This window comes from Megasphaera sp. AM44-1BH, assembly GCF_003467125.1.
Lineage (GTDB): Bacteria > Bacillota > Negativicutes > Veillonellales > Megasphaeraceae > Megasphaera.
Window position 1 is genome coordinate 280,016 of sequence record NZ_QSFA01000001.1, and the last position, 14,314, is coordinate 294,329.

Here is a 14,314-nt window from a genome sequence, read left to right on the forward strand (position 1 = left end):
ATTTTTGTATAAAAATAGTCAGTTCGTCGAACCGGCTTCGATGAACGACGAACGAATTACGACCTACGACCAACGGCCCTTCACTTCAGCACGTCCAGTACGTCCATGACGTTGTCTACGATGTAGCCGGCTCCTTCTTTTTCGAACATGGGACGGGCGTTCTGGCCTTCGAGGCCTGTGAGGGTGCCGATCATGACGGCGCCCATGGCTCTGGCGCACCATACGTCGGCCAGGGAGTCGCCTACGACGTAGTAGGTTCCCTGTTTGAACTGGTCCGGATGGTCTGCATAATCGGCATAGCGTTCCGGATAGTGTCCGAAGGCTCCCAGGTAGTAGGCAAAGGGATTAGGTTTGTCCAGGGACCGGTGGAGCAGGGCCGCCGCTTCATCGACGTCGGTCGAGGTCGAGATGTAGAGCGGGTCGAATTCGTCGTACCAGCCGTAATGGCGGAAGGGGATTTCCATTTCCCGGCGGCTGCGGCCGGTAGCGATGGCGATGTCGTAGCCACGGTGCTTCAGTTCCTGAAAGAGATGACGGATGTCTTCCGGTGCGGCCAGTGGGTCTTCGTTAGTAAGAAATCCCTTCTTTCCGGGGTTATCCGGTTCTTTTCCGTACGTTTCCCGGTACAGGTCATCGCCGAAATACCAGTTCTGGAAGCAATCTACATGAAGATGCCACAAGGGGGAATCGAGAGAGGCATAGGGCACGAGGGCCTGTCCGCCTTTCGATTCGCCGGCGGCCTTTCCCAGGTATTCAAAGACCTGGTCCTTGCTGGCGCCGTCGGGCACGGCGTCTTTGAGTACATCCAGTACGTCGCCGGCCGTGGGCATATCACAGTTTCTCAGGAAAATGCCGGCCAGCCGGACGCCGCGCAGGGTATCAAAGGACAGGCGGCGGATCTGCCCGGTCGTCGCCGCATATTGTTCCAGCATGAGCCAGAGGGTCACAAAAATATGGGCGTGGACCATATCCCAGTTGTCGTTGACGCCATGGCCCTTGAGCCACTGCAGGATTTCATCATCTTTCCAGTAACGGGCCCGCAGGTCCCGGATTTCCTCTTCTGTCGGATCCGGACGGACCGGTTCCTGTGAAAGGCCCATGTACAGAGGACTGTTGTACCATTCCCAGAGAGTCAGGGCCGATACGTCGAAATAGCGCTTTTCGCTGAGGAGTACGCCATCGACATCAAAAATTACTTTATTCATAACTGTCACCTTGAATCAGAATGTCTTGTCCAGATGGCCGACGGTCTTTTTATTGCCTTTGACATGGCTCCGTCCTTCGAGGATGGCCATGACATCGTTGACGGTCACGCCTGTATCTTCCCAGAGGACGGCCAGATGGTACAGGAGGTCCGCCGATTCCTTGCACACTTCAAGGCGCAGATTACCGGCTTCTTCACTCTGTTCTCCTGCCACGGGATCGGCGTTTTTAGCGGCGATGATGACTTCTGCCCCTTCTTCGCCGATTTTCTTGCCGATCTTATCGATGCCCGTCTGCAGCAGATAGGCCGTGTAGGATTTTTCCGTCGGATGGACCCGTTTTTCCTTTATTTCGTCCTGCAGGTCGGCCATCATGGACAAGCTGCCTGCATAGGATGTTTCGTCTTTGCCGGAAAGGCCACGGTAAAAGCATGATTTGTGCCCTGTATGGCAGGCGGCACCCGTCTGATCGACGGTGATGAGTAGCGTATCGGCATCGCAATCGACGGCGATAGCCTGCACATCCTGGAAATGGCCCGATTCTTCGCCTTTGTTCCAGAGCTTCTGGCGGCTGCGGCTGTAGAACCAGGTCCGCCCCGTTTCCAGTGTCTTTTTCAGCGATTCTTCGTTCATATAGGCCATCATCAGGACTTTGCCGCTCCGGCCTTCCTGTACGATGGCCGGCACGAGGCCTTTTTTATCAAATTTGATATTCTGTATATCTACATATTCCATTATTTTTCTGCCCCTCTCATGGGAATTCCTTCGCCCTGAAGGTACGCTTTGAGGTCCGGGATGGCGATCTGGCCGAAGTGAAATACCGACGCAGCCAGAGCGGCATCGGCACCGGCGTCGAAGACGTCCTTGAAATCTTTCATCGTGCCAGCCCCGCCGGATGCGATGATGGGCACGGGCAGTTCCGTGGACAGGCGGTGGTTGAGAGCCAGGTCGAAGCCCGACTTTTCGCCGTCCGAATCCATGGAATTGATGCAGATTTCACCGGCTCCCAGAGCAACGCCCTGTTTGGCCCAGGCGATGGCATCGAGACCCGTATTTTTCCGGCCGCCATCGACATAGACCTGCCAGCTCCCCTGGCCGTCGCGCTTGGCGTCGATAGACAAAACGACGCACTGGCTGCCATAGCGTTCTGCTGCTTCGCGGATGAGTTCCGGCCGCCGCACCGCTGCCGAATTGACGGAAACTTTGTCGGCGCCGGCCCGCAGGACCTGATGGAAGTCATCGATACTGCTGATGCCGCCGCCGATGGTAAAGGGTATGTTGATTTCTTCCGCCACGGCCCGGACGACATCGATAAAGATATGACGTTTTTCGTATGAGGCGGTGATATCGTAGAAAACGAGTTCGTCCGCCATCTGATCGGAGTAGAATTTCCCCAGCTTCACCGGGTCGTCTACGTCCTGTATGTTCTTAAACTGTTTGCCCTTGACGACGCGTCCGTCGCGCACATCGAGGCATGGTACAATCCGTTTTGCCAGCATTTACTGTCCCCCCAGACTTCTGATCTGTTCCATCGTGATCCGGCCTTCGTACAGGGCTTTGCCTGTAATGGCCCCGTAGACGCCCATATCCTGCAGCGTCTTCAGATCTTCTATGCTGCTGATGCCGCCTGATGCAATGAGGCGGATGTACGGCAGGTGCTGCAGCTGTTCCATCATGTCCAGATTGGGGCCGGTAAGCATGCCGTCGCGGCTGATATCGGTATAGACGATAGTCCGGAGGCCAATGGAAATGAGGAAACTGGCAAAGGGCAGGACTTTTTTATCGCTCCCTTCCACCCAGCCGCGGGTCGCGACCGTATCGCCTTTGGCATCGATGGAAACGACCAGTTCCGAGCCGTATTTCTTTGCCATTTCGCGGGTAAAGGCTTCGTCTTCGACGGCCTTGGAACCGATGATGACCCGGGCCACGCCCTGTTCGAGATAGGTGTTGATGGCTTCTTCACTGCGGATGCCGCCGCCCACTTCTACGGGGATATCGACGGCGTCGCAGATGCGGCCGATGACCGAAGCATTGCAGCGGTCGCCCTTGAAGGCCCCGTCGAGATCGACGACGTGGAGAAATTGTGCCCCGCCGTCAGCCCATTTCTGTGCCGCTTCGACGGGATCGTCAAAATAGGTCGTGCTGTCCGTCTCTACGCCCTGGCGCAGGCGGACGGCATGGCCGTTTTGTATATCTATAGCCGGAAGTACGATCATGCTATCATCCCTTCTGTACGTAATCTAAGACATTCTGCAGGAGCTGTGCCCCCACGGGACCGCTCTTTTCCGGATGGAACTGCATGCCCAGGACGTTGTCCCTGCCGCAGATAGCCGGAACGGGGCCGTCGTAGTCAGCGGTCGCAATGACATCGGGTGTAGCGGCCGGCGTCTTGTGGTAGGAATGGACAAAATAGACGTAGGGATGGGCCGGCAGGTTCTTCTGCAGCCAGTGGGGCTGACGGAACTCCAGTTCGTTCCAGCCCATGTGGGGTACTTTGAGCTTCGTCTGGAAGGGCACGACTTCGCCGGGAAGGAAGCCCAGGCACTGGTATTTCCCGCCTTCGTAATCGGTTTCAAAGAGGGCGTGCATACCGAGGCAGATGCCCATAAAGAATTTTCCCGCCCGTACCTGTTCGGTCAAAAGGGGGATGAGGTCGAATTTCTGCAGATTGGCCATGGCGTCGCGGATGGCACCGACACCGGGAAGTTCCACCAGTGCGGCGTCGCGGATGACCGCCGGATCGCGGGTGATAACCGGATCCTGGCCAAGGCGGCGCCAGGCGTTGTATACGTTGGCCAGATTGCCGATTTCATAATCAATGATGGCTATTTTCATCTTATAACACCCCTTTGGTAGAAAGTACGCTGTCGGCACTGCCTTCGATAGCAACGGCCTGACGGAGCGCATGGCCCAGTCCCTTGAATACCGATTCGACGATATGGTGGGCATTGGTGCCGTACAGGTTGGCCACGTGGAGGTTCATTTTGCCATGAACGGCCAGGGCATAGAGGAAGTCCTGCAGCATTTCCGTTTCAAAGGTGCCGATCCGTTCAACGGCCAGTTTTACATCGTATACCAGATAGGGACGGCCGCTGAGGTCAATGACGACCCGGGTCAGGGCTTCATCCATGGGGCAGTAGAACATGCCGTAGCGGTTGATGCCTTTCTTGTCCCCCAGAGCCTGTGTAAGGGCATCGCCCAGGACGATGGCCAGGTCTTCCAGCGTATGATGGGTATCGACGTCGAGGTCGCCGTGGACGTGGAGCGACAGGTCCATGCCGCTGTGGCAGGCCAGGAGGTTGAGCATGTGGTCAAAAAAGCCGATGCCCGTCGAGCCGACGAAGGTCCCTTCCCCATCGAGTTCAAGGGAAACGGCAATCTGTGTCTCTGCTGTTTCCCTGTTGACAGATGCATTACGCACGACGGGACACCTCCTTGTAGTGACTGCGGAAGACAGCGACAATACGGTCGGCCACATCGCGTGTCGTCACGGTGAGGCGGATGCAATTCTGCAGGTCTTTGGCGCTGTAGAAGCGGACGCAGATATCGGCATCTTTCATGGCGCCGATGAGTTCCGGACCGTCGGGGACGCGGACGAGGATAAAATTGGTGGCGCTGGGATAAGCCGTGACACCATCAAAGCCGTTCAGTTCCCGTTCCAGATAGTCCCTGTTCTCAATGGTAGGGGGAAGGTTGTGGCCCAGTATTTCGTCACGGTGCTTCATGGCCACACAGCCCATGAGCTGGGTGACACTGTTGAGGTTATAGCTCAGTTTGGTCAGCGACAGGGCATCGATGATGTCTTCCCGGGCCACACCGTAGCCCAGGCGGAACCCTGCCAGGCCGAAGGCTTTGGACAGGGTGCGGATGACAATGAGGTTATCGTACTGTTCCATGAGGGGAATGACACTGTCCTGTCCGGAAAATTCCAGATAGGCTTCATCGACGACGACGATGTTGTCTGCCGTCTGGAGCAGCTTTTCAATGACGGAAACGGGCCAGATGCTGCCCGTCGGGTTATTGGGGTTGCAGACGAAGGTCACTTTCGGCTGCATATCGGCGATGGCCTGCTGCAGCTTTTCTGCGCTGCGGCAGTATCCGTCGTCGTCAGGTACGTGGACGACGCGGGCGCCGAGGACCGTGGCATCGATGCCGTAGATGTCAAAGGTCGGCGTGTGGACGAGCACGGTATCACCGGGGTTGATAAACGTATTCAGGATGAGGCTGATTGTTTCATCGCCGCCGTTGGTGGCCAGAATCTGGCCGGGCCGGCACTGGACGTATTCCGCAAGGGCTTTGCGCAGGTCTTCGGCAAAGGGGTCGGGATAGCGGTAGCTTTTGAGCTCCGCCAGCCCTTTGAGGAAATCCTCCCGGACCGACGGGAAATCGAGGATGTTGTACGGGCTTTCGTTGGCATTGATGATGGTATGTTCCTGTATTTCCGGTACTTTATATGGTTCAAAATCGCGTATGGTCTGACGCAGCCATTCAGTTTTCATCGATTCTCCTCCTTACAGCCAGGCCGTGAGCCTGCAATCCTTCTACATTGGCGAAGCGGATGACTTTTTCAGCCACCTTGTCAAAGGCTTCTTTATTATACGACAGGAGACTGCTCCGTTTTACGAAATCATAGACTCCCAGGGGCGAGGAAAAGGCCGCCGTCCCCATAGTCGGGAGAGTATGGTTCGGGCCGGCAAAATAATCTCCGATGGGTTCCGGCGTATAGGGCCCGATGAAAATGGCGCCAGCGTTCTGGATTTTATCCACATACTGCTCTGCATCGGGGAAATCGATTTCCAGATGTTCCGGTGCGATGAGGTTCATGATGTCGATGGCCTGCTGACGGTCTCTGGTAATAAAGATTTTGCCGTGGTCGGCAACGGACGCGCCGGCAATGTCCTGCCGTGGCAGTTCAGCCAGCTGTTTTTCCACTTCCCGTTCCACTGCCGATGCCAGGGCCGCGCTCGGCGTAGCCAGGAAGACGGCGGCCCGGCGGTCGTGTTCGGCCTGAGCCAGAAGGTCCGCTGCCACCCACACGGGGTTGGCGTTTTCATCGGCCAGGATACCCACTTCACTGGGGCCGGCGATCATATCGATGCCGACGGTGCCGAATACGAGGCGTTTGGCCATGGCGACGTAGGCGTTGCCCGGGCCGACGATCTTAAAGACCGGCGGGATGCTTTCCGTGCCAAAGGCGGCAGCGGCGATGCTCTGGGCGCCGCCGACTTTGTAGATTTCCGTGGCGCCGGCTACATGGGCGGCAGCCAGGATGTAGGGATTGACCGACCCGTCTTTGGCAGGCGGCGTAAAGACGGCGATGGACGGCACGCCGGCCACTTCGGCAGGGATGACATCCATGAGGACCGTCGAGGGATAGGCTGCCGTACCGCCCGGCACGTACACGCCAACCCGCTGGATGGGCGTATAGCGGGCGCCAAGGCGGACGCCGTCGCGGAAGGTGTCCATCCACGATTCCTGTTTCTGCCGTTCGTGATAGGCCCGGATGTTATCCCGCGCTTCCGTCAGGATATCCATGAATTCCGGCCCGACTTTCGTTACGGCTTCGTCGATCTCCTCTGCCGTGACCAGGAAACTATCAAGGCGCACGCCGTCAAATTTTTCTGTCAGTTCCCGCAGGGCCCGGTCGCCTTCTTCCTGTACGGCCGTGAGGATATCTTCCACACTCCGGCGGATACCGGCATTTTCTGCCTGGCTCCGTTTGGTGATGTTCCGTATTTCCTGCAGCGTCAGCCCGTTATCGGGCACTTCTATCCATTCCATGTTTATCTCCCCCTCTGATACCGGTCTTATCGGATTTCTTTCTTTTTGATGACGTCGATCAGCGTATGTATTTCATCGTATTTCATTTTAAAGGAAACGGGATTGCAGATCATGCGGGCGCTGAAATCCATGAAGTAATCCAGGACTTCCAGCCCGTTGGCCCGCAGGGTGTTCCCCGTTTCGACGATATCGACAATGACATCGGACAGGCCGACCAGCGGCGCCAGTTCCACTGAGCCATTGAGCTTGATGATATCGACACTGTGATGATTTTCTTCAAAATATTTCCGGGCGATGCGCGGGTATTTCGTCCCCACGGTGATGCGCCGGGACATGTCCACTTTCTTGCCCTTGACGCCAGCTACGGCCATGTTGCAGCGGCCGATGCCGATGTCGAGTACTTCGTAGACGTTGGCGCCGGCATTGTCTTCGATGAGGACGTCTTCACCGACGATACCGATGTCGGCAGCGCCCCGTTCGACGTAGACGGCCACATCAGGCGATTTGACCAGTGTCAGTTTCAGCGTATGGCCGGCGTCTTCAAAGATCAGCTTGCGGCTGTCTTCGGAATAGGCCGGAAACTCATAACCGCTTTCCATGAGATACTTCATGACTACTTTGTGGATGCGCCCTTTGGCGAGCGCTATATGTATGGACATCTCAAAGCCCCCTCATCATGTCTTCCAGATCGTGCGCGCTCATTTCGCGGCCGTCTTTATAATAACTGTGATTGCGGTATACGGCATGGATACTGTAATCGCCGCTGTCGATAAAGGACGAGTCGGGATAAGCGGCGACGCGGAATCCCCGCTGGCGCCACTGCATGAGGTCGCGGATCAGGGTCTGGTCACTGTCGGTATAGGAAACGGCCAGCTGGAAACTGGGCTGGGCGTCTTCGAGAAGGCCGGCGTCACTCATAAATTCATAGAGAAGATTGATGTTCATGCCAAATCCGCAGGCCGGCCGGTCCACGCCGAACTGAGCCGACAATTTGTCGTAGCGGCCACCGTCGATGACATCGTACAGGGCGCCGTCCACGTAGACCTTGAACACCATATCGGTATAATACCCCAGGGTGCTGGTAAAGCCGAAATCGAGCTGTACCTTATCGGCATAGCCGGCATAGAGAATATAATCGTATATCTTTTCCAGCCGGGTCAGGGCATTGCGCATGCCGCTGTTGATGCAGTAGCCGCGGGCCTTGCTGAGCGTTTCCGCATAGGGTCCGAAGAGGACCGGGATGGCTTCCAGAGCCTTGCGGGCCTCACTGTCGAGGGAAAGCCCCGAGAGATACTTGCCAAAGGCGACAAGATTGCGGGCCGCCATGTACTGGCGCAACGTCTGCTTCTGTTCTTCTTCCAGGGGCAGACCGTCGAACAGGGCCTGCGTGTAGGCCGCCGTCCCCATGTCGATGCGGATGCGTTCCACGCCGACGGTTTTCAGGATCTCCGCCGCCATGACGATGACTTCGCCGTCGCATTCGGGGCTGGAATCGCCGAGGATTTCGATGCCGCCCTGGAGGAAATCCTTGCCATAGGTGGAGCGGCCGAAATATTCCCGGAATACCGTGCTCACATAGCCGAATTTGAGGAGCTGGTTGGCCCGGGGAAATTCCCGCGCCGCCGTTTCGACGAGGGGAACGGTCACATCGGGCCGCAAAACGAGGACCCGGCCATCCGTATCGATGGTCTTGACCATCTGCTGACGCAGCTGGGGAAAGTAATGCTGATATACATCATAATCTTCAAAACTCGGCGTTTCGATGATTTTACAGCCGTGATTCATGATGACCGACACGAGTTTCCCCTGAATGCGGTCATAGTTTCTCATTTCATCATGGTGGAGCATCTTGACTCCATCCAGTGTATTACTGAGCATCCCTATACACTCCCTGCATACTAAGTATTTGCTTTACTTCTTTATCTCTTTACCAAAGTAAAGTAATGAAGAACGACTGATTAGAATTGTAGCACAAATCACAGCAAATAAAAAGCCCTTTTGCAAAAAATTTACTCATTCTCTTCCGGCGTGGCCCGGCGGATGATTTTTTTGACCGATTTTTCAAACTTCGGGCGCGGCACCATGACCCGGTGACCACAGCCGCAGCAGCGGATGACGAAATCGACGCCGATGCGCAGCACTTCCCATTCATTGGATCCGCAGGGATGGGATTTCTTGAGCTGGACCACATCCCCAATCTGATAACGGACAAAATCTGCCATAACATGTACCTCCTTTGCTGCCTTGTGCAGTCTATGATACATTATGTTACTTCAAATACGGGCGGGATGCAAGCTAGAAGAACTGCAGACGGGACCCTTTCCGGGCAGCCCGTCTCCTGCCTTTCCTCTGAATACTGGAAACGAAGGCCGTTATGTGATAGTATAGGGTGAGCGGCGTACGCCATACAACAAACCGTACGCTCAATCTGATGTATTATATTATCGTTATGGGAGGTAGTCCTGTTATGGCAGATTCACCCCGTCCCCGGACCCTGCGCGCAGCCTATCTTGCGCTGTATACACTGGGCGGCTGCTGTACCGCCGTCTGTGTCGCCCTTCTGGCCTGGGTCGCTTTTTGTATTGCAATGGAAAAAGAACCGCTGGCCGCTGTCGCTTTCCTGCCCCACGTCCCGGCCGCCGTCGTGCTGCTGTTCATCCTGGCCATCATGGTCCTGGGAGTCGTCTGCTGGCAATGGGGCGCCCGTTTCCATCAGCGTTACGAAGAGTATGTTTTAAAGCAGAGGTAAGGAATACATGCGAAAGTCTGAATTTATGGACCTCTTGAAATACTATTTCCGCAAGGCCGATAAGGACGACCTGAAGGGCATCATCGAGGACTGTGAGGAACAGTTCCGCCTCGGTGCCAAAGAAGGGAAATCGGAAGAGGAAATATGCGTCGAGCTCGGTTCACCGAAAAATATTTATCGTTATTATATAGGAAAACCCATCATCCCCGAAGACAATCCCCGCCTTCCCGGGGACGACTACGATACGCCCCGCAGCCAGCGTCGCAACGCCGCACCCTACGACTGGGAAAAAGACCCGGACCGGCTGCGCCGCCGCGCCCAGAGCGAGCAATATTACCGCGATGGCAAGAGCTGGGACGACGCGTTTTACGATGCAGGATCACCGCAGGACGGCCGTTCCTACGACGACGGATACTACGACAGCCGGAAATCCCGCAGAAGCCGCCGCACCCACCGTCCGTCTACAGGGGAAGACTTTGAATGGGACAAGGACAATTCCATCAGCCGCGCCGGAAAGGCTGCGGCCCGGCCGGTCCTCGATATCATCGGGACACTGTTTGGCGTCCTGAGCGGCATGATCTACGCCGTCTTCTTCCTGGCCATCGTCGCCTGCCTGTTTCTCTTCGCCATGCCGTCGTACCTGTTCTTCGGACTCGTCCCCATGCCGCCCATTTCCGGCAAGACCATGATTTTCGTCCTCCTGACGATTCTCTTTGCCGGCATGACGGCCGGCTCGGCCTCATCGGCCCTGCACGCCGCCGCCAAAAAACCGCAATCGGAAAGGAGATCCTGAGCCATGGCCAAAACCATTATCTGTCTCGTACTGACAGCCGTCTTTGCCTTCCTCAGCCTGAGCTCCTATGCCGATACAGATGCCCCGTGCATGCGCCAGTGGATGGCCTATTACGAAGAATACCAGGCACTGAAGACCCTGGGAGACCGCAGCGACGACGCCAAAATGACGCTCCTCAACAAACTGCGCACCATGTACCCGGAAAAGGCAGCCATATATGAAACCAAATTCAAGGAAGAATTTGGCGACCTCGAGGCCAAAGCCAAAGCAGAAAAAGAAAAAGCTGCAGCTGACGAACGGGCCCAGTCCGAAGTCGAAGCCCACCGCCGCGAACTGGCAGCAGAAAAAGCACGCCTCGAGAAAGAAAGGGAACAACTGCGCCAGCAACAGGCCCAGCAGAACAAACAGACCCAGAAAAACAGCAATACGAATGGGAATAGAAGATAAAAGATAGTTTGCAGTTTGCAGTTTGTAGAAAAAGCCGTAGGTCGTTCGTCGTTCATCGAAGAACGGCAGCTGGTGATTAGTGGCCAGTGGCTGGAAGAGATAGTTTGTAGTTTGATGAAAAGAACAGTTCGACGGGCCGGGTATCTTTGCCGTCCCTGATAAGGCCCTTTTTGGCCCAGCAGGTATCGACCAAAGGGAGGTGCAGGCTGGCTGCCAAAACGGAGAGCAGAGATGAAGGAGAGCCACGAAGTGGCGGAAGGGTTCTTACTTAAATAGCGAGGCCTATTCATGAGTCCGCTTTCCCGTGCAAGGGACAAAGCCGGTCCGACATGCAGTGAAAACCACAACCCCCGGGGAGCTGTCTACTCTTGGACAGCTCCCCGGGGGTTATAAGTTTAACAATCTTTTTCTCTACAAACTATCTTTTTTCTATCTTTTAACTATCTTTTCTCTTCAAACTTCAAACATCAAACTATCTTTTTCCTGCTGGCCACTGATCACTAACCACTAACCACTAACCACTAATCACTAACCACTATCTTTTCTCTCTTTTCCCTTCAAACTAACCACTGACCACTAATCACTAATCACTATCTTTTCTCTCTCTTATTCAATATAATGACCGACTCAAGGATGAGGGCCATGCCGATGAGTTTCAGCGGGCCGTGAGGTTCGGCAAAGAAGAAGATGCCGATGGCCGATCCTACGAAAGGTTCGATGGTCGCCATGATAGCGGCTTTTCCCGATTCCATATGCTGCAGACCTTTCGTGTAGAGGAAGTACGGCAGGACGGAACAAACGATGGCAATCCCCATAGCCCACAGCCAGAGAGACGGGTCCCCCATGAGGATTTCTACGATATATCCCGGTTGTCCCAGGGGAAGCATGGCCGCCGTGGCAAAGGTAAAGGTGTAGAAGGTGACGGTCAGCGGATCGTAGCGGCGCAGGGCAAAGCGTCCAAAAATGGAATAGAGTGCGTACAGGAACCCCGACGCCAGTCCCAGGGCCAGTGCCGGAAGCGGTACGGTCAGATGCCCCTGAAGGACGCCGGCCACGAGGACGCAGCCCGTGACGGTACACACCAGGGCCAGCCATTTCCGGCGCGTCATGGATTCATGGAACAGCACTGCCGAAAGGAGCGTGACAAAGACCGGGGACGTGTACAGCAGCATGACGGCCACCGATACCTGGCTCATGGCGACGGCCATGAAATAGCACGTACTAAACAGGGCATAACTGATGATGCCCGTGCCGATGAAGCACCAGCTGTCGCGCAGGCGGATGGAAAGCCGCCCCGGCGAGACAATGGTCAGGAACGCCCCGGTCATGACCCAGGCCAGAAAGGTACGGATGAGGCAGATCTGCAGCGCCGACAACCCGGCCCCGTCGAGGTGGCGGACAAATATACTGATCGTTCCCCACATGGCTCCGGCAGCCAGCACGCAGGCATTGGCCTTTCCTGCCGTCATAGGCCTCACTCCTTTTCGGAAACTTAATTTTCGAGACGGAAGCGGTAGCCATTGCCCCACACTGTTTCAATGGCTGTAAATTCAGGTTCTACCAGATTCATTTTGTCCCGGAGACGGTTTACGTGGACCGTGACCGTGGCCATTTCTCCCAGGGCATCGAGGTGCCATATCTTTTCAAACAGTTCTTTCTTGGAAAGGACCTGATTGGGATGCTGGGCCAGATATAACAGAAGATTGAATTCCTTGCCCGTCAGAGGGATTTCCGTCTTGCCCCGGAATACCTGACGGCGCCGGATATAAATGCGCATATCCCCACTCTGGATATCCGGTACGGCTTCGTCTTTTGTCAGATGGGCCCCGGCCAGCAGGTGTTCATGCATGGCCATATGAGCCTTGACGCGGGCCACCATGACCGACGGGTTAAAAGGTTTGACGATATAGTCATCGGCACCCAGGCCGAGCCCTTTGATCTGGTCTTCGTCACTGCCGCTGGCAGTCACAAAAATAATCGGTATATCGTATTTTTCCCGGATGGCACGGCACAGGGAAAAACCGCTGACATCGGGCAGATGGACGTCGAGGACCACGGCGTCGATGGCCATCTGTTCCAGTGCCCGCAGTCCCGGCCGGCCTTCGCGGGCCACCGTGACCTCAAATCCATTATTCTGCAGAAAATCCCGCTCCAGCGCGGCAATCAATTCATCATCTTCTATGACTAATATGCGACTCATAGTCTCTCCCCCTCTGTTTTACGTATCAGCGCCCGGTCTGGATCCGGCGGAAGCCATAGTCCAGAATGGCCGGCGCATCTTCCCAGCGGTCGTCATCATTAAAAAGGGCCACGACCAGCGTATGGCCATTGCGGGTCGCCGATGCGACCAGGCAGTCCCCGGCGGCCTGGGTATATCCCGTCTTGACTCCGCTGGCTCCCTCGTAGCCGCTGGTCAGGAAATGATTGGTCGTCGTGACGTATTTAGTATGACCATCGATGTACCGCATCTGATACGACGGCAGGGCCACCGTATAGGCAAATTCCGGATAATGTTTCAGCCCATAAGCTGCCATACGGGCCATATCGACGGCCGTCGTATGATGTCCCGCCGCCGTCAATCCGTTTGGGTTGACGAAGTGGGAATGTGTCGCCCCCATCTTGACGGCTTCAGCATTCATCATATCGGCGAACCCGGCAACCGAGCCGCCGACCGTTTCCGCTACGGCTACGGCCGCATCATTGCCGGAAACAACCATCATCCCCCGCAACGCTTCTTTCAGGGTAATCTGGTCGCCCGGGGCAATGCCCAGGCTGGACGGTTCCGTATTGGCCGCTTCCCAGGATATGTGCAGCGGTTTGTCGAGCTTGTCTTTTCCCTGGTCGAGGGCGGTGATCATAGTCACGATTTTTGTCGTACTGGCCGGGTGGACCCATTTATCGGGATTGACCCGGTACAGGATGCGCCCCGTATCGGCATCGATGAGACAGGCTGCCTCTGCCGACGTAGGCGGCACATCGGCCTGGACGGAACCTGCCGTACCGCTGATGGAAACGAGCAGGATGACAAATAACGAAAATATTAATTTTTTACATGCAGAAAACATCCAATCTCTCCTTTAAATCGTTTTGTGTCTGATTGTATCCGGACTCTAACAAAATGATTTTTCCAACGTTAGAAATTATTCCGGCTCAGTTTATATTTTTTATAATCTCTCACATATTATTATGCAAATCGGGAGGATTGTCAATAAAAAATATCTATTCCCTGCTCCTGTCCGGTGTCATTATTTTCATGGATTGTTGTTCCGGCAACGCCTATGTCTATAAAGATGTGCTATAATAAGGTGTATATGCCATTTTCCATATAAATCAACTATAAAA

17 protein-coding genes are annotated in these 14,314 nt (G+C 55.3%); 3 read left to right on the forward strand and 14 right to left on the reverse strand.

What is annotated here, in order from left to right; translation table 11 throughout:
* Nucleotides 1–80 precede the first annotated feature (80 nt).
* The 11 genes from DW949_RS01285 to DW949_RS01335 all read right to left on the reverse strand — a co-directional run bounded on the left by DW949_RS01285 (nucleotide 81) and on the right by DW949_RS01335 (nucleotide 9,205).
* Nucleotides 81–1,205, reverse strand: a complete 1,125-nt coding sequence (locus DW949_RS01285) for an HAD family hydrolase (protein WP_118021466.1) — start codon at nucleotides 1,203–1,205, stop codon at nucleotides 81–83.
* Between the two features lie 15 nt (nucleotides 1,206–1,220).
* Entirely contained in the window at nucleotides 1,221–1,937 is a 717-nt protein-coding gene (gene hisIE / locus DW949_RS01290) for a bifunctional phosphoribosyl-AMP cyclohydrolase/phosphoribosyl-ATP diphosphatase HisIE (RefSeq protein WP_118021467.1), read from the reverse strand.
* A complete protein-coding gene (gene hisF / locus DW949_RS01295; RefSeq protein WP_059076076.1) occupies nucleotides 1,937–2,701 on the reverse strand; it encodes an imidazole glycerol phosphate synthase subunit HisF in 765 nt (254 codons plus the stop codon). The genes hisIE and hisF overlap by 1 nt, the downstream gene beginning before the upstream one ends.
* Nucleotides 2,702–3,418: a 1-(5-phosphoribosyl)-5-[(5-phosphoribosylamino)methylideneamino]imidazole-4-carboxamide isomerase gene (hisA, locus tag DW949_RS01300; protein ID WP_118021468.1), complete on the reverse strand. Its 717-nt coding sequence runs from the start codon at nucleotides 3,416–3,418 to the stop codon at nucleotides 2,702–2,704.
* A 4-nt stretch (nucleotides 3,419–3,422) separates the two neighbouring features.
* Entirely contained in the window at nucleotides 3,423–4,037 is a 615-nt protein-coding gene (gene hisH, locus DW949_RS01305) for an imidazole glycerol phosphate synthase subunit HisH (protein WP_118021469.1), read from the reverse strand.
* A 1-nt stretch (nucleotide 4,038) separates the two neighbouring features.
* The gene (gene hisB, locus DW949_RS01310) at nucleotides 4,039–4,680 is read right to left on the reverse strand and encodes an imidazoleglycerol-phosphate dehydratase HisB (protein ID WP_370448698.1); all 642 of its coding nucleotides are present in this window, start codon (nucleotides 4,678–4,680) and stop codon (nucleotides 4,039–4,041) included.
* Nucleotides 4,616–5,701, reverse strand: coding sequence for a histidinol-phosphate transaminase (gene hisC, locus DW949_RS01315; protein ID WP_118021471.1), 1,086 nt, complete (start codon nucleotides 5,699–5,701; stop codon nucleotides 4,616–4,618). Before hisC ends, hisB begins: the two co-directional genes overlap by 65 nt.
* Nucleotides 5,691–6,983: a histidinol dehydrogenase gene (hisD, locus tag DW949_RS01320; RefSeq protein WP_118021472.1), complete on the reverse strand. Its 1,293-nt coding sequence runs from the start codon at nucleotides 6,981–6,983 to the stop codon at nucleotides 5,691–5,693. Before hisD ends, hisC begins: the two co-directional genes overlap by 11 nt.
* A gap of 26 nt (nucleotides 6,984–7,009) precedes the next feature.
* Entirely contained in the window at nucleotides 7,010–7,642 is a 633-nt protein-coding gene (gene hisG / locus DW949_RS01325) for an ATP phosphoribosyltransferase (RefSeq protein ID WP_118021473.1), read from the reverse strand.
* Between the two features lies 1 nt (nucleotide 7,643).
* Nucleotides 7,644–8,861 (reverse strand): ATP phosphoribosyltransferase regulatory subunit, encoded by a 1,218-nt coding sequence (locus DW949_RS01330; protein WP_118021474.1) that lies wholly within the window; start codon nucleotides 8,859–8,861, stop codon nucleotides 7,644–7,646.
* Nucleotides 8,862–8,992: 131 nt separating this feature from the next.
* A complete protein-coding gene (locus tag DW949_RS01335; RefSeq protein ID WP_118021475.1) occupies nucleotides 8,993–9,205 on the reverse strand; it encodes a DUF951 domain-containing protein in 213 nt (70 codons plus the stop codon).
* 245 nt (nucleotides 9,206–9,450) lie between these two features.
* Between DW949_RS01335 and DW949_RS01340 the strand changes: the two genes are divergently transcribed.
* The 3 genes from DW949_RS01340 to DW949_RS01350 are packed head-to-tail and all read left to right on the forward strand — an operon-like array spanning nucleotide 9,451 to nucleotide 10,972.
* Nucleotides 9,451–9,732: a hypothetical protein gene (locus DW949_RS01340; protein ID WP_118021476.1), complete on the forward strand. Its 282-nt coding sequence runs from the start codon at nucleotides 9,451–9,453 to the stop codon at nucleotides 9,730–9,732.
* Between the two features lie 7 nt (nucleotides 9,733–9,739).
* Complete coding sequence (locus tag DW949_RS01345; RefSeq protein ID WP_118021477.1) at nucleotides 9,740–10,525, forward strand: DUF1700 domain-containing protein; 786 nt, start codon at nucleotides 9,740–9,742, stop codon at nucleotides 10,523–10,525.
* A gap of 3 nt (nucleotides 10,526–10,528) precedes the next feature.
* Nucleotides 10,529–10,972: a hypothetical protein gene (locus DW949_RS01350; protein ID WP_118021478.1), complete on the forward strand. Its 444-nt coding sequence runs from the start codon at nucleotides 10,529–10,531 to the stop codon at nucleotides 10,970–10,972.
* A gap of 590 nt (nucleotides 10,973–11,562) precedes the next feature.
* On the opposite strand, the gene DW949_RS01355 is transcribed toward DW949_RS01350, so the two are convergent.
* Genes DW949_RS01355 through DW949_RS01365 form a run of 3 tightly spaced genes read right to left on the reverse strand, consistent with a single transcriptional unit; the run spans nucleotide 11,563 to nucleotide 14,037 of the window.
* The gene (locus tag DW949_RS01355; RefSeq protein WP_118021479.1) at nucleotides 11,563–12,441 is read right to left on the reverse strand and encodes a DMT family transporter; all 879 of its coding nucleotides are present in this window, start codon (nucleotides 12,439–12,441) and stop codon (nucleotides 11,563–11,565) included.
* 23 nt (nucleotides 12,442–12,464) lie between these two features.
* The gene (locus tag DW949_RS01360; RefSeq protein WP_118021480.1) at nucleotides 12,465–13,172 is read right to left on the reverse strand and encodes a response regulator transcription factor; all 708 of its coding nucleotides are present in this window, start codon (nucleotides 13,170–13,172) and stop codon (nucleotides 12,465–12,467) included.
* 25 nt (nucleotides 13,173–13,197) lie between these two features.
* Complete coding sequence (locus tag DW949_RS01365) at nucleotides 13,198–14,037, reverse strand: D-alanyl-D-alanine carboxypeptidase family protein (RefSeq protein WP_118021481.1); 840 nt, start codon at nucleotides 14,035–14,037, stop codon at nucleotides 13,198–13,200.
* Nucleotides 14,038–14,314: the final 277 nt, after the last annotated feature.

What these genes read in the sequence shown, in the direction of transcription:
- DW949_RS01285 (WP_118021466.1), bottom strand. Translation starts at nt 1,205, where the DNA reads ATGAATAAAGTAATTTTTGATGTCGATGGCGTACTCCTCAGCGAAAAG.
- hisIE (WP_118021467.1), bottom strand. Translation starts at nt 1,937, where the DNA reads ATGGAATATGTAGATATACAGAATATCAAATTTGATAAAAAAGGCCTC.
- hisF (WP_059076076.1), bottom strand. Translation starts at nt 2,701, where the DNA reads ATGCTGGCAAAACGGATTGTACCATGCCTCGATGTGCGCGACGGACGC.
- hisA (WP_118021468.1), bottom strand. Translation starts at nt 3,418, where the DNA reads ATGATCGTACTTCCGGCTATAGATATACAAAACGGCCATGCCGTCCGC.
- hisH (WP_118021469.1), bottom strand. Translation starts at nt 4,037, where the DNA reads ATGAAAATAGCCATCATTGATTATGAAATCGGCAATCTGGCCAACGTA.
- hisB (WP_370448698.1), bottom strand. Translation starts at nt 4,680, where the DNA reads ATGTGGCCGACCGTATTGTCGCTGTCTTCCGCAGTCACTACAAGGAGG.
- hisC (WP_118021471.1), bottom strand. Translation starts at nt 5,701, where the DNA reads ATGAAAACTGAATGGCTGCGTCAGACCATACGCGATTTTGAACCATAT.
- hisD (WP_118021472.1), bottom strand. Translation starts at nt 6,983, where the DNA reads ATGGAATGGATAGAAGTGCCCGATAACGGGCTGACGCTGCAGGAAATA.
- hisG (WP_118021473.1), bottom strand. Translation starts at nt 7,642, where the DNA reads ATGTCCATACATATAGCGCTCGCCAAAGGGCGCATCCACAAAGTAGTC.
- DW949_RS01330 (WP_118021474.1), bottom strand. Translation starts at nt 8,861, where the DNA reads ATGCTCAGTAATACACTGGATGGAGTCAAGATGCTCCACCATGATGAA.
- DW949_RS01335 (WP_118021475.1), bottom strand. Translation starts at nt 9,205, where the DNA reads ATGGCAGATTTTGTCCGTTATCAGATTGGGGATGTGGTCCAGCTCAAG.
- DW949_RS01340 (WP_118021476.1), top strand. Translation starts at nt 9,451, where the DNA reads ATGGCAGATTCACCCCGTCCCCGGACCCTGCGCGCAGCCTATCTTGCG.
- DW949_RS01345 (WP_118021477.1), top strand. Translation starts at nt 9,740, where the DNA reads ATGCGAAAGTCTGAATTTATGGACCTCTTGAAATACTATTTCCGCAAG.
- DW949_RS01350 (WP_118021478.1), top strand. Translation starts at nt 10,529, where the DNA reads ATGGCCAAAACCATTATCTGTCTCGTACTGACAGCCGTCTTTGCCTTC.
- DW949_RS01355 (WP_118021479.1), bottom strand. Translation starts at nt 12,441, where the DNA reads ATGACGGCAGGAAAGGCCAATGCCTGCGTGCTGGCTGCCGGAGCCATG.
- DW949_RS01360 (WP_118021480.1), bottom strand. Translation starts at nt 13,172, where the DNA reads ATGAGTCGCATATTAGTCATAGAAGATGATGAATTGATTGCCGCGCTG.
- DW949_RS01365 (WP_118021481.1), bottom strand. Translation starts at nt 14,037, where the DNA reads ATGTTTTCTGCATGTAAAAAATTAATATTTTCGTTATTTGTCATCCTG.